Below are 12,445 nucleotides of genomic sequence, written 5' to 3' on the forward strand. Positions count from 1 at the left end.
CAGCCCATCGCGACCTGCGGTCGCCCCCACAAGGGGACCGCAGGTCGCCGGGGGTATCAGCCTGCTCTACGCAGTAACCACAACCCGGCCAAGGCACAGATGCCGGCCGGCAACACCACGGCCAACAAGGGCGGGAAGCCGAACACCTGGCTGGATGGCCCCAGCAGGTCCTGGGCAATGCGGAACACGAAGCCCACCAACACGCCGGTAAACACGCGTTGGCCCAAGGTGACCGACCGCAGTGGCCCAAAGATAAAGGAAATGGCCATCAGTACCAGCGCTGCGGTCACAGCCGGTTGCAGCACCTTGGTCCAGAACGCCAGCCAATAGCGCGCGTTGTTCAGGCCCTGGTCGGACAGGTAGTGGATGTAGTCCCACAGGCCGGTGATCGACAGCGACTCCGGTGCCACGACCACGGTATTGAGCAACTGCGGCGTAACCGACACATCCCACTTCTCTTCAGGGGCCTGCACTACCTCGGTATGGTCGCCGCGGAAGAACGTGGTACGCACATCGCTGAGTACCCACTGCTCGTTTTCATAACGGGCCCGGCGCGCGAAGCTGGAACTGATGATCTTGCGCTGGTCGTCGAAACGGTAGCGTGTCACCCCCAGCAGCAGGTTGTTCGGCTGCACCGAGTTGATGTGCACGAACTCCTCGCCCTGGCGGTGCCACATGCCACGCTTGGAGCTCTGTGCTTCACCGCCACCTTGCGCCAGTGAGCGATCGGCCTGGGCCGTATTCTCGGTGACCGGCGCCACGTATTCGCCAATCAGCAGGCCGACTAGCATCAGTACCAGCATGGGCTTCATCACCGCCCAGACGATGCGGCCGATGGAAACACCCGCCGCACGCATGATGGTCAGCTCGCTGCTGCTGGCCAGGGTACCCAGGCCAATCAGGCAGCCGATGAGCGCCGCCATCGGCAGCATGTCGTACACCCGGCGCGGGGCGGTAAGCAGCACATACTTGCCTGCATCCATCACCGTGTAGGTATCGCTCAGGTCGCCCATCTCGTCGATGAAGGCAAACAGGGACGCCAAACCGAGGATGATCCCCAGTACGGCCAGAATGGCCATGAGCACGCTCTGGCCGATGTAGCGGTCGAGCTTAGCCACGGGTCACCTCCGCACGGCGGGCAGCACGCTTGAGGCGCAGGGGCTCCCAGTACATGATCCCCAGCCCGATCAGCAGGAACAGGCCGTGGACCCACCACATGCCCAGGCCAATAGGCAGCTTGCCTTTCTCGAGGGCACCGCGAACGGAAATCAGCATTGTCAGGTAAGCCATGTACAGAAGAATTGCCGGCAGCAGCTTGAGGAAGCGCCCCTGTCGAGGGTTGGCGCGGGACAGCGGCACCGCCAGCAGGGTCACGATGAAGACCAGGATGGGCAGCGACAGCCGCCACTGCAGCTCGGCGCGCTCGCGCAGGTCCGTCGAGCCAAACAGCTCGGTGGTGGGTATGGCTTCGCGCTCGGTGACCTCTTCGCTCACCTCCGGCTTGGGCAGCAGCACACCGTAGGTGTCGTACTTGATGGCGCGGTAATCGGCCTGGCCCGGGTTGCCGTCGTAGCGGTAGCCGTTTTCCAGCACCAGGTAGCGGTTGCCGTCGGCCTGGATTTCCTGGTGACCACGCTCGGCCACCAGCACCGAGGGGGCGCGGTCCTTGGTCTTGTCCTGGTTGAAGCGTTTTTCCGAAATGAACACCCCGGCCAGGTTCACCCGGTCATCCGACAGCTGTTCGGTGTAGGTCACCCGGGAACCGTCGCGCAGGGTCTGGAAGCGGCCCGGCACCAAGGTGTCGAACTCGGTCAGGGCGTCCTGCTGGCTGATGATCTTCTGCACCTGGGCAACGCCCAGCGGTGCCAGGCTCAGGCTCAGCCAGGCAACCAGCAGTGCCACCAGCGCGGCAGGCGCCATGGTCATGCCCAGCAGACGCTGCTGGCTCATGCCCGTGGCCGACAGCACGGTCATTTCGCTTTCCAGGTACAGCCGGCCATAGGCAAGCAGGATACCCAGGAACAGCCCCAGCGGCAGGATGAGTTGCAGGAACCCTGGCAGGCGGAAGCCCATGATCAGGAACAGCACGCCCGGGTCGAGCACGCCCTGGGCAGCCTGGGCCAGGTACTTGATGAAGCGGCCGCTCATGATGATCACCAGCAGCACTGCGCTGACGGCGCTCAAGGTCACCAGGACCTCGCGGGACAGATAACGAAAGACGATCAAACCAGACACTCCTGGGCTGTCAGCACGGACTGCCATTGAATGGCACCAGACGATGACTTAGTACATCCAAGGCCAATGCGGGTTCGCCACAGGCGAACCTTCATATAAAGTGCGCGCATTATCCTGTGATTGATCGCCCCTGTCACTTGGTGCGCATCAAGCCGCACAACGGGGTTGTCAGCACGCTTGCCGCAGGCTCAAACTGGCAGCTTTTCCGCTGGCGCGCCATGGCGCGGCCAGCCCCGTCCAGAGCGCCGGCACACACGGCGCCACACGTATCGATCATTCGGGGACCCTGACATGGAACTGGTTGTAAAAAGCGTAGCCGCTGCATCCGTAAAAACTGCAACGCTGGTGATCGCAGTTGGTGAAAAACGTACGCTGGGCGCCGTGGCCAAGGGCGTAGACCAGGCCTGCGAAGGCGCCATCAGCGCCGTGCTCAAGCGTGGCGACCTGCTCGGCAAGCCTGGCCAGACCCTGCTGCTGCACAATGTGCCGGGCCTCAAGGCCGAACGTGTGCTGCTGGTTGGCTGCGGCAAGGATGAAGCCCTGGGCGACCGCGCCTGGCGCAAGCTGGTGGCAAGCGTTGCCGGCGTACTCAAGGGCCTGAATGGCGCCGATGCCGTGCTGGCCCTGGATGATATCGCAGTCAGCAACCGCGACGCCCACTACGGCAAATACCGCCTGCTGGCCGAAACCCTGCTGGACGGCGAATACGTATTCGATCGTTTCAAAAGCCAGAAAGCCGAGCCCCGCGCCCTGAAAAAAGTCACCCTGCTGGCCGACAAGGCAGGCCAGGCCGAGGTCGAGCGTGCCGTGCAACACGCCAGCGCCATCGCCACCGGCATGGCCTTCACCCGCGACCTGGGCAACCTGCCGCCAAACCTGTGCCACCCAAGCTTCCTGGCCGAACAGGCCAAGGACCTGGGCAAAGCCCACAAGGGCCTGAAGGTCGAAGTGCTGGACGAGAAGAAAATCAAGGACCTGGGCATGGGTGCGTTCTATGCCGTGGGCCAGGGCAGCGACCAGCCGCCACGCCTGATCGTGCTGAACTACCAGGGCGGCAAGAAGGCCGAGAAGCCGTTCGTGCTGGTGGGCAAGGGCATCACCTTCGACACCGGCGGCATCAGCCTCAAGCCAGGTGCCGGCATGGACGAAATGAAATACGACATGTGCGGCGCGGCCAGTGTGCTGGGGACGCTGCGCGCCGTGCTGGAACTGCAACTGCCGATCAACCTGGTGTGCCTGCTGGCCTGCGCCGAGAACATGCCCAGCGGCGGCGCAACCCGCCCGGGCGACATCGTCACCACCATGAGCGGGCAGACGGTTGAAATCCTCAACACCGATGCCGAAGGCCGCCTGGTGCTGTGCGACACCCTGACCTACGCCGAGCGCTTCAAGCCCCAGGCCGTGATCGACATCGCCACCCTCACCGGCGCCTGCATCGTTGCCCTGGGCAGCCACACCACTGGCCTGATGGGCAATGACGACGCGCTGGTGGGCCAGTTGCTCGACGCCGGCAAGCGTGCCGACGACCGCGCCTGGCAATTGCCGCTGTTCGACGAGTACCAGGAGCAGCTGGACAGCCCGTTCGCCGACATGGGCAACATCGGTGGGCCCAAGGCCGGCACCATCACGGCTGGCTGCTTCCTGTCGCGCTTTGCCAAGGCCTACCAGTGGGCGCACATGGACATCGCGGGCACCGCCTGGGTCAGCGGCGGCAAGGACAAGGGCGCCACTGGCCGCCCGGTCCCCCTGCTCACCCAGTACCTGCTGGACCGCGCCGGCGCCTGACGCCCTCAGCCGGTGGCGCGTGGTGCGCCACCGGCCGGCGATATTCCCATGAGCAAAGTCGATTTCTATATCCTGCCCACCGACGCCCTGTCGGCGCGCCTGGATTTCGCCTGCAAGCTGTGCGACAAGGCCTGGCGCCTGGGCCACCGTGTGTACCTGCACTGCCAGGATGAGGCCCAGCGCATGGCACTGGACCAACGGCTGTGGGCGTTCAGGGGTGAAGCCTTCGTGCCCCACGACATGGCCGAGGCCCAACCCGATGCCAGCGTGGCACTGGGGCTGGGCGAAGACGCAGGCGCGCACCGCGACCTGCTGATCAACCTGGGTGCGGCGGTGCCAAGCTTCGTCGGGCAGTTCGAGCGGGTGGCGGAAATCGTCGTGGAACAGCCCGGCATCCGCCAATCAGCCCGTGAGCGATTCCGTTTCTACCGTGAACAGGGCTATGCTCTGCAAGACCACCGCTTACAGCGATTTTGACGACGATGGACAAGCACTCCCCCCTGCCAGATTCCAACCATTTGCTCGATGACCTCGAGTCGATCCGCCAGCTGCTCGGTGATGCCGACCTGCAGCCACCGCTGCTCACCGACACTGTGGAGCAGATGCCGTTGCACCTCGACGAGCCGGCCGGCAACGCTGCCCCCGCGGTTGACGGGCAACCCGCCGCAGCCGATGACAACCCGCAAGCGCGCCGCCAGGACACCCTGTTGCACCTGGAAAGCGAACTGCGCGCTGCCGCACAGATGATCATGCAAGATGTGATCAACGACTTCACCCCGCACATCGAGAACGAGATCAAGCGCCGGCTGGACGCGCGCATCGAGCGGTTGATCAAGCGTTCGGAGTAACTCCAGTATTCGGCGGCGCCTGCTTCGCGGGTGAACCCGCTCCTACAGGGCATCAAGGTGTTGCGCGCCGGTGGGCGCAGGTTTACCCGCGCAGGCTGCCCCTGCCCCGCCAGATAGCACCAGCCTGTCGCCTGCGGCCCCCAGCTTGGTTATACTTCTCGGCTTTCCCGAATTAATGCACAGGGTCCCGCCGCGCATGGATAAGACCTACCAGCCGCACGCCATCGAAACTTCCTGGTACAACACCTGGGAGGCCGAGAACTATTTCGCCCCACAAGGTGCAGGCGAGTCCTACACCATCATGATTCCGCCGCCGAACGTGACCGGCAGCCTGCACATGGGCCACGGCTTCAACAACGCGATCATGGACGCCCTGATCCGTTTCCGTCGCATGCAGGGCCGCGACACCCTGTGGCAACCTGGCACCGACCACGCCGGTATCGCCACGCAGATGCTGGTCGAGCGCCAGCTCGAAGCGAAAGGCCAGAACCGTCATGACCTGGGCCGCGAACAGTTCCTGGAAAAGGTCTGGGAGTGGAAGGACCAGTCCGGTGGCAACATCAGCCGGCAGATCCGCCGCCTGGGTTCGTCGGTGGACTGGAGCCGCGAGCGCTTCACCATGGACGACGGCCTGTCCGACGCTGTCAAGGAAGCCTTCGTGCGCTTGCACGAAGACGGCCTGATCTACCGCGGCAAGCGCCTGGTGAACTGGGACACCAAGCTGCACACGGCCATCTCCGACCTTGAAGTGGAAAACCACGACGAGAAGGGCCACCTGTGGAACCTGCGTTATCCGCTGGCAGACGGCGCCACCACGGCCGAAGGCCTGGGCTACCTGGTGGTCGCAACCACCCGCCCGGAAACCCTGCTGGGCGATGCGGCCGTTGCGGTGAACCCGGCTGACGAACGCTACCAGGCGCTGATCGGTAAATTCGTCGAACTGCCCCTGGTCGGCCGCCGCATTCCGATCATCGCCGATGACTACTGCGACCCGGCGTTCGGCACTGGCTGCGTGAAGATCACCCCGGCTCACGATTTCAACGACTACGAAGTGGGCAAGCGCCACAACCTGCCGCTGCTGAACATCTTCGACAAGAACGCCATGGTGCTGGGTGCCGCGCAGGCGTTCAACCTCGACGGCAGCGTCAACGAGCAGGTCGATACCGGCCTGCCAGCCCAGTACGCCGGCCTGGACCGCTTCGTCGCTCGCAAGCAGATCGTCGCCGACCTGGATGCCCAGGGCCTGCTGGTCAGCATCGATGACCACGCGCTGAAAGTGCCCAAGGGTGACCGCTCGGGCACCGTCATCGAGCCGTGGCTGACCGACCAGTGGTATGTCTCTACCAAGCCGCTGGCAGAACCTGCGATCGCCGCCGTGGAAGACGGCCGCATTCAGTTCGTGCCCAAGCAATACGAGAACATGTATTTCTCCTGGATGCGCGACATCCAGGACTGGTGCATCAGCCGCCAGCTGTGGTGGGGCCACCGGATCCCGGCCTGGTATGACGAAGCCGGCCAGGTGTATGTAGGCCGCAACGAGCAGGAAGTCCGCGCCAAGCACAACCTGGGCGCCGAGGTGAACCTGCGCCAGGACGACGACGTGCTCGACACTTGGTTCAGTTCGGGCCTGTGGACTTTCTCCACCCTGGGCTGGCCGGAGCAAACCGAATTCCTCAAGAAATTCCATTCCACCGATGTGCTGGTCACCGGGTTCGACATCATCTTCTTCTGGGTGGCGCGCATGATCATGCTGACCATGCACCTGGTGAAGAACGAGGACGGCACCCCGCAGGTACCGTTCAAGACCGTGTATGTGCATGGCCTGGTGCGTGATGGCCAGGGCCAGAAGATGTCCAAGTCCAAGGGTAACGTGCTGGACCCTCTGGACATCGTCGACGGTATCACCCTCGACGCCCTGCTGGAAAAACGCACCAGCGGCATGATGCAGCCCAAGCTGGCCGAGAAGATCGCCAAGCAGACCAAGGCCGAGTTCCCCGAAGGTATCGCCAGCTACGGCACCGACGCCCTGCGTTTCACCTTCTGCTCGCTGGCCTCCACAGGCCGTGACATCAAGTTCGACATGGGCCGCGTCGAAGGCTACCGCAACTTCTGCAACAAGATCTGGAACGCCGCCCGCTACGTGCTGGACAAGGGTGAAGACTGTGGCCAGAACGGCGAAGCCTACGAGCTGTCGCTGGCTGACCGCTGGATTATCTCGCAGTTGCAGCGCACCGAAGCCGAGGTGACCCGCCAGCTGGAGCAATTCCGCTTCGACCTGGCCAGCCAGGCGCTGTACGAGTTCATCTGGAACCAGTACTGCGACTGGTACCTGGAGCTGTCCAAGCCTGTGCTGTGGGACGAGAACGCCCCGGTCGAGCGCGCCCGTGGTACCCGTCGCACGCTGGTGCGCGTACTGGAAGTGGCACTGCGCCTGGCGCACCCGTTCATGCCGTTCATTACCGAAGAAATCTGGCAGCGCATTGCGCCGCTGGCCGGCATCGAAGGCAAGACCATCATGCTGCAGCCATGGCCGGTAGCCGTTGAAGCCCGCATCGATGCCGCGGCCGAAGGCGATATCGAATGGCTCAAGGAACTGATGGTAGGCCTGCGTAACATCCGCGCCGAAATGAACATCGGCCCAGGCAAGCCGCTGCCGCTGTTCCTGAAGAACGCCAACGCCGACGACCAGCGCCGCCTGCAGGAAAACGAAGCGCTGCTGAAGAAGCTGGCCAAGGTCGAGTCGTTCACCGTGCTGGGTGATGCTGACGAAGCACCTTTGTCGGCCACTGCCCTGGTGGGCGACCTGCAGGTACTGGTACCCATGGCCGGGTTGATCGACAAGGATGCCGAGCTGGCACGCCTGAACAAGGAAATTCAGCGCCTGCAAGGCGAAGTGGCGCGCGTGGGTGGCAAGCTGTCCAACGCTGCCTTCGTCGACAAGGCACCGCCTGCGGTGATCGAGAAAGAGCGTGCGAAGCTGGCCGAGTCCGAACAGGCGCTGGCCAACTTTACCGAGCAGCACGCGCGGATTGCAGCGCTGTAACCTGACATTGCGGATGTGACCGGCGGGGGCCATGCCCTCGTTCGCGGCCAAGGCCGCTTCCACGGGGATGAACATCCCAGAGGAAGCGGCCTTGGCCGCGAATGGGCCGGCACCGTATCACCGGACCCAACCATGACTGAAAAGCCCACCCTGCACCCGCGTAACCGCCATCAGGGCCGTTATGACTTCCCCAGCCTGATCAAGGCACACCCCGACCTGGCCCGCTTCACCATCACCAACCCCTACGGCAAACCCAGCATCGACTTCGCCAACCCCGAAGCCGTGCGGGTGTTCAACCGCGCCCTGCTCAAGGCGCAGTACGGCATCCAGCACTGGGACATTCCCGCCGACTACCTGTGCCCGCCTATCCCGGGCCGCGCCGACTACCTGCACGTGGCCGCCGACCTGCTGGCGGAGGACAATGGCGGCGAAATCCCCAGAGGGGCCCAGGTACGCGTTCTGGATGTGGGGGTAGGGGCAAACTGTATCTACCCGTTGCTGGGCCACAGCGACTATCGCTGGCGCTTTCTGGGCTCGGACATCGACCCCGTCGCGCTGGCCTCGGCCAAGGCCATCGTGCAGGCCAACGGCCTGAGCAAGGCCATAGCCCTGCGCCAGCAGGCAAACGCTGCGCATATCCTCACCGGGCTGCTGCAAGCGGACGAGCGCCTGGAATTGACACTGTGCAACCCGCCCTTCCATGCCTCACGCGACGAAGCCACCCGGGGTAGCCAGCGCAAATGGAAGAACCTCGGCAAGCAGGACCCTAGACGCAAGTTGCCTGTGCTGAACTTTGGTGGCCAGAACAACGAGCTGTGGTGCGAGGGGGGTGAAATCCGCTTCGTCACCCAACTGGTTGGCGAAAGCGTGCAATACGCCCAGCAAGTGCTGTGGTTCACCAGCCTGGTGTCCAAGGCCAGCAACCTGCCCGGCATCGAGGCCGCGCTGAAAAAAGCCGGGGCGAAGGCAGTACGCATCAGCGAAATGGGCCAGGGGCAAAAGCAGAGCCGCATGGTGGCCTGGAGCTTCCATGCGCAAGCGGCGCGCCAGGCCTGGTACGCCCGACCTGAATCCAAGGCATGAAAAAACCGCGCCCGGGCAAGCCGGGCGCGGTTTAGTCAAACCAACAAGAATTACTTGTTGATAGCGTCGGTCAGCACTTTGGCTGGCACGAACTTGACGACTTTCTTGGCAGCGATTTCGATGGCAGCGCCAGTCGAAGGGTTGCGGCCGGTACGGGCAGGACGCTCGGAGACTTTCAGCTTGCCGATGCCTGGCAGTGTGATTTCAGCGCCGTTTTCCAGCTGGTCGGCAACGATCTGGCCCAGTTGCTCCAGAGCGTTCTTGGCGGTGGCTTTCGGTGCAGAGATCGATTCGGCGATATCGGCAATCAGTTGGTCTTTGGTCAATGCCATGGTGGTGTTCCTTCCCTATCAAATTCGATGGTTTTGCAGCGAACGACGACGTTATCGGGCCAGCCCCGTCAACTTGGCGGGCCGCGCCAATTGGGTATGTAGATACACAAATCGGCGTTTGGTTCGACGTGGCGAGCGTGCGCTGCCAGCAATGCGCCACAGCAGGGGCGCAAGACCGCGCAAAGCTATCACACGAATGAACAAATATCCGCTGCGCACCCCGATTTAATGCGGGTTTTTCGGGGGTTTTTCGCCTTAAAGCCACAAAGTTGCTTAAAAAACGAGCAACTGGCATTTGCGCCAACTTCTGCCCACTGCATCGCCCTGCGTCTGAGGTAAACTTCAGGCCTTTTGCAGCCCGTTGAGAATCCCATGCCAATCCGCCATTGCATCGTTCACCTGATCGACAAAAAGCCCGATGGCAGCCCCGCCGTGCTGCACGCCCGCGACACTGAACTGGCCGCCTCCGACGCCATCGAAAACCTGCTGGCCGACCTCAATGACAGCTACAACGCCAAACAAGGCAAGGCCTGGGGCTTTTTCCACGGCGAGTCCGGGGCCTACCCCCTGAGCGGCTGGCTTAAACAGTACCTGGATGCAGACAAGGATTTCACCGCGTTCAGCCGCATGGCCGTCGAACACCTGCAAAAGCTGATGGAAGAGTCCAACCTCTCAACGGGCGGGCACATCCTGTTCGCTCACTACCAGCAGGGCATGACCGAGTACCTGGCCATCGCCCTGCTGCACCACAGCGAAGGCGTGGCCGTGAACGCCGAACTCGACGTCACGCCATCACGGCACCTGGACCTAGGCCAATTGCACCTGGCAGCACGCATCAACCTGTCGGAATGGAAGAACAACCAGAACTCCAAGCAGTACATCTCGTTTATCAAGGGCAAGAACGGCAAGAAGGTATCGGACTACTTCCGTGACTTCATCGGCTGCCAGGAAGGGGTCGACGGCCCGGGCGAAACCCGCACCCTGCTCAAGGCCTTCAGCGATTTCGTGGAGAGCGAGGACCTGCCTGAAGCGTCCGCCCGGGAAAAAACCCAGACACTGGTGGAGTACGCCACGACCCAGACCAAACTGGGCGAACCGGTCACCCTGGAAGAATTGTCCAGCCTGATCGACGAAGAGCGCCCCAAGGCGTTCTACGACCATATCCGCAACAAGGACTACGGCCTGTCGCCGGAAATACCTGCCGATAAACGCACCCTCAACCAGTTCCGCCGCTTCACCGGGCGCGCCGAGGGGTTGTCGATCAGCTTCGAGGCCCATCTGCTGGGTGACAAGGTGGAGTATGACGAAGCCGCAGGGACGCTGATCATCAAAGGGCTGCCAACTACCCTGGTCGACCAGCTCAAGCGGCGCAAGGACTAAGGCCCAGGCTACCCTACACAGCGGCGGGTGCGGTATAGGAGGCCACCAAGGCCTCCTTCGCCGACTTGCGCAGCCGTTTGACCAGCCGCTCCTGCCGCAGGGCCTCGCCCTTGTCCGGCCATTGCTCCACATACACCAGCGCTTGGGCCGGGCTAGTCTTGAAATACCGCGCCCCCCTGCCGTTCTGGTGCGCCACGAAGCGCCGCTGCGGGTCGTCGCTGATACCGCAGTACAGCGAACCGTTTGCGGCCCTGACCAGGTACACATACCAGGGTTTCATTGCCTGACCCGGCACTTGTTCACTCACGACGCCTGCCCTTTCCATCATTAATTTGATGAGCCCACACATCGAGGGCTTCATCATGCTCGCTTGTAAAACCCGTACGTGGCTGACCGTCGCACTGCTGGCGGCAGCCTCTGCCACCCAGGCGTCCATCGGCGAGAAAACCGCGCAGCGCATGCAGCGCAACTACGACGCTACCCCAGCACAGTGCGAAGGTAACGCCGTACCAGCCCATGCCTGCTCGGGGGTACTGCTCAGGTCCACCCGGCCATCCCCGCACTATCACACCTGGCATCATAGCCAGAACAGCAAGGACAAGGGCGGGGTTTCGTTCTCGTACCTGCGTCGCGATTTGCCTGTCACCCGGCTGGCCGCCGACGGGCGCAGCGGCTTCACCCTCTACCCCCTGCTGCAGCGGCCCAAGGGCTCGCTGCACTACGAGATGCTGTGCGCCTGGCCCACCGACGGTGACACCTGGGAGCGAGACAACCGGGGCTGCGGCGATAACCGCCAGACCCCTGAACGCGAAGCCGCCTGCCACGAGCAGGGCGTGCTTAGCGCCGAGGACTGGATAGCCCACTACAGGAAAACCGGCGACTACAAACGCCAGTGCGCCTTCGACATCCGCCGCACACGCGTGCCGGAGCGGGCCGACGCCTTCTACCAAAGCCTGCGCGGCCAGCAGCTGTTCGCACAGGAAATGCCGTTTCCCTGGAACGAAGTGGTGGTAGGCGCCTGGGAAGAGGCCAGCGCCAATACCCTGCCCATCCAGTCGTTTTTCCACATCGAGGGCGAGTATGGTGCCTTGCAGCAGGCTCAGGCCGACCAGCAGGACTGGCACAGGACGTACGGCGGCTTCATACCGGTGATACGCATCCGCCTGCCGCAGGATGGCACTGAACGCGCCACCTTCAGCTACTACGAAAGCGATCAGGCCGTCGCGCTACCTTGAGCATGCTGGAACGCTCGCAGGCCCTTGAAGGCCTGCTGGCGTACCTTACCCTGCAGCCAGGGTGTCCAGCCCAACAGCAAACCCGGCGTGCCCAGCGCCTGGCGCGACCACCCCCACAGGTCGAAGCTGTCGTCGTGCTGGTAGATCAGCCCGTCCCGAATCAGAAAACGCGCCTGAATGCGGTTGACCACCGTGCGCCCGGTCTGGGCAAACGTGTAGGTCGCCACCCACTGCGCCGCACCGCCGTGCTCATCCGCCCGCACGTTGTCGAAGGTAAGGGAGAACGCCTTTGCCCGCTGGGTGAGCATGCGCCACATGTCTGCGGCATCCTTGCCGCGCAGGGTGCCGAACACCGGGTCACTGAAGACGACATCGTCGCTGTAGCAGGCAGCCATGGCCTCGGCATCGAGGCGCTGGAAGGCCTGGTAGAAGCGGGTGATCAGTTCACGGTTGGCGTCGCTCATGGGCTCAAGGTCCTGGGAGGGCAAAGCCGCACGATAATCC

Annotated in this window: 12 protein-coding genes; 7 read left to right on the forward strand and 5 right to left on the reverse strand. The window is 63.2% G+C overall.

Features of this window, described 5'->3' with window-relative positions:
* Positions 1-56: 56 nt before the first annotated feature.
* Together lptG and lptF are read right to left on the reverse strand one after the other, a co-directional pair.
* Positions 57-1,118, reverse strand: coding sequence for an LPS export ABC transporter permease LptG (gene lptG, locus IAE36_RS13715; RefSeq protein ID WP_028631502.1), 1,062 nt, complete (start codon positions 1,116-1,118; stop codon positions 57-59).
* A complete protein-coding gene (gene lptF, locus IAE36_RS13720) occupies positions 1,111-2,226 on the reverse strand; it encodes an LPS export ABC transporter permease LptF (protein ID WP_028631503.1) in 1,116 nt (371 codons plus the stop codon). The genes lptG and lptF overlap by 8 nt, the downstream gene beginning before the upstream one ends.
* A gap of 300 nt (positions 2,227-2,526) precedes the next feature.
* On the opposite strand from lptF, the gene IAE36_RS13725 reads away from it, so the two are divergent.
* The 5 genes from IAE36_RS13725 to rlmF all read left to right on the forward strand — a co-directional run bounded on the left by IAE36_RS13725 (position 2,527) and on the right by rlmF (position 8,994).
* Positions 2,527-4,020, forward strand: a complete 1,494-nt coding sequence (locus tag IAE36_RS13725) for a leucyl aminopeptidase (protein WP_060482205.1) — start codon at positions 2,527-2,529, stop codon at positions 4,018-4,020.
* A 48-nt stretch (positions 4,021-4,068) separates the two neighbouring features.
* Complete coding sequence (locus IAE36_RS13730) at positions 4,069-4,497, forward strand: DNA polymerase III subunit chi (RefSeq protein ID WP_201212960.1); 429 nt, start codon at positions 4,069-4,071, stop codon at positions 4,495-4,497.
* Between the two features lie 5 nt (positions 4,498-4,502).
* The gene (locus IAE36_RS13735; protein ID WP_028631506.1) at positions 4,503-4,868 is read left to right on the forward strand and encodes a hypothetical protein; all 366 of its coding nucleotides are present in this window, start codon (positions 4,503-4,505) and stop codon (positions 4,866-4,868) included.
* Between the two features lie 196 nt (positions 4,869-5,064).
* Positions 5,065-7,911 (forward strand): valine--tRNA ligase, encoded by a 2,847-nt coding sequence (locus tag IAE36_RS13740; RefSeq protein ID WP_060482208.1) that lies wholly within the window; start codon positions 5,065-5,067, stop codon positions 7,909-7,911.
* Positions 7,912-8,043: 132 nt separating this feature from the next.
* The gene (gene rlmF / locus IAE36_RS13745) at positions 8,044-8,994 is read left to right on the forward strand and encodes a 23S rRNA (adenine(1618)-N(6))-methyltransferase RlmF (RefSeq protein WP_201212961.1); all 951 of its coding nucleotides are present in this window, start codon (positions 8,044-8,046) and stop codon (positions 8,992-8,994) included.
* Between the two features lie 50 nt (positions 8,995-9,044).
* Here rlmF and IAE36_RS13750 read toward each other — a convergent pair whose 3' ends face one another.
* Positions 9,045-9,326 (reverse strand): HU family DNA-binding protein, encoded by a 282-nt coding sequence (locus IAE36_RS13750; RefSeq protein ID WP_028631509.1) that lies wholly within the window; start codon positions 9,324-9,326, stop codon positions 9,045-9,047.
* Between the two features lie 372 nt (positions 9,327-9,698).
* Between IAE36_RS13750 and yejK the strand changes: the two genes are divergently transcribed.
* Positions 9,699-10,706 (forward strand): nucleoid-associated protein YejK, encoded by a 1,008-nt coding sequence (gene yejK, locus IAE36_RS13755; RefSeq protein WP_028631510.1) that lies wholly within the window; start codon positions 9,699-9,701, stop codon positions 10,704-10,706.
* A gap of 13 nt (positions 10,707-10,719) precedes the next feature.
* On the opposite strand, the gene IAE36_RS13760 is transcribed toward yejK, so the two are convergent.
* A complete protein-coding gene (locus IAE36_RS13760; protein WP_236403231.1) occupies positions 10,720-10,986 on the reverse strand; it encodes a GIY-YIG nuclease family protein in 267 nt (88 codons plus the stop codon).
* A gap of 55 nt (positions 10,987-11,041) precedes the next feature.
* Here IAE36_RS13760 and IAE36_RS13765 point away from each other — a divergent pair, with 55 nt between their 5' ends.
* Positions 11,042-11,941 (forward strand): hypothetical protein, encoded by a 900-nt coding sequence (locus tag IAE36_RS13765; RefSeq protein WP_201212963.1) that lies wholly within the window; start codon positions 11,042-11,044, stop codon positions 11,939-11,941.
* On the opposite strand, the gene IAE36_RS13770 is transcribed toward IAE36_RS13765, so the two are convergent.
* Positions 11,920-12,405, reverse strand: a complete 486-nt coding sequence (locus IAE36_RS13770; protein ID WP_201212965.1) for a nuclear transport factor 2 family protein — start codon at positions 12,403-12,405, stop codon at positions 11,920-11,922. The genes IAE36_RS13765 and IAE36_RS13770 overlap by 22 nt on opposite strands.
* Positions 12,406-12,445 lie beyond the last annotated feature (40 nt).

The sequence above is a fragment of the Pseudomonas sp. S36 genome (genome assembly GCF_016647875.1).
Taxonomy (GTDB): domain Bacteria; phylum Pseudomonadota; class Gammaproteobacteria; order Pseudomonadales; family Pseudomonadaceae; genus Aquipseudomonas; species Aquipseudomonas parafulva.

Excerpts from the sequence above, each read along its gene's own strand:
- IAE36_RS13730 (WP_201212960.1), top strand. The coding sequence starts at position 4,069 with ATGAGCAAAGTCGATTTCTATATCCTGCCCACCGACGCCCTGTCGGCG.
- IAE36_RS13760 (WP_236403231.1), bottom strand. The coding sequence starts at position 10,986 with ATGAAACCCTGGTATGTGTACCTGGTCAGGGCCGCAAACGGTTCGCTG.
- IAE36_RS13735 (WP_028631506.1), top strand. The coding sequence starts at position 4,503 with ATGGACAAGCACTCCCCCCTGCCAGATTCCAACCATTTGCTCGATGAC.
- IAE36_RS13770 (WP_201212965.1), bottom strand. The coding sequence starts at position 12,405 with ATGAGCGACGCCAACCGTGAACTGATCACCCGCTTCTACCAGGCCTTC.
- yejK (WP_028631510.1), top strand. The coding sequence starts at position 9,699 with ATGCCAATCCGCCATTGCATCGTTCACCTGATCGACAAAAAGCCCGAT.
- rlmF (WP_201212961.1), top strand. The coding sequence starts at position 8,044 with ATGACTGAAAAGCCCACCCTGCACCCGCGTAACCGCCATCAGGGCCGT.
- IAE36_RS13765 (WP_201212963.1), top strand. The coding sequence starts at position 11,042 with ATGAGCCCACACATCGAGGGCTTCATCATGCTCGCTTGTAAAACCCGT.
- IAE36_RS13725 (WP_060482205.1), top strand. The coding sequence starts at position 2,527 with ATGGAACTGGTTGTAAAAAGCGTAGCCGCTGCATCCGTAAAAACTGCA.
- IAE36_RS13740 (WP_060482208.1), top strand. The coding sequence starts at position 5,065 with ATGGATAAGACCTACCAGCCGCACGCCATCGAAACTTCCTGGTACAAC.
- IAE36_RS13750 (WP_028631509.1), bottom strand. The coding sequence starts at position 9,326 with ATGGCATTGACCAAAGACCAACTGATTGCCGATATCGCCGAATCGATC.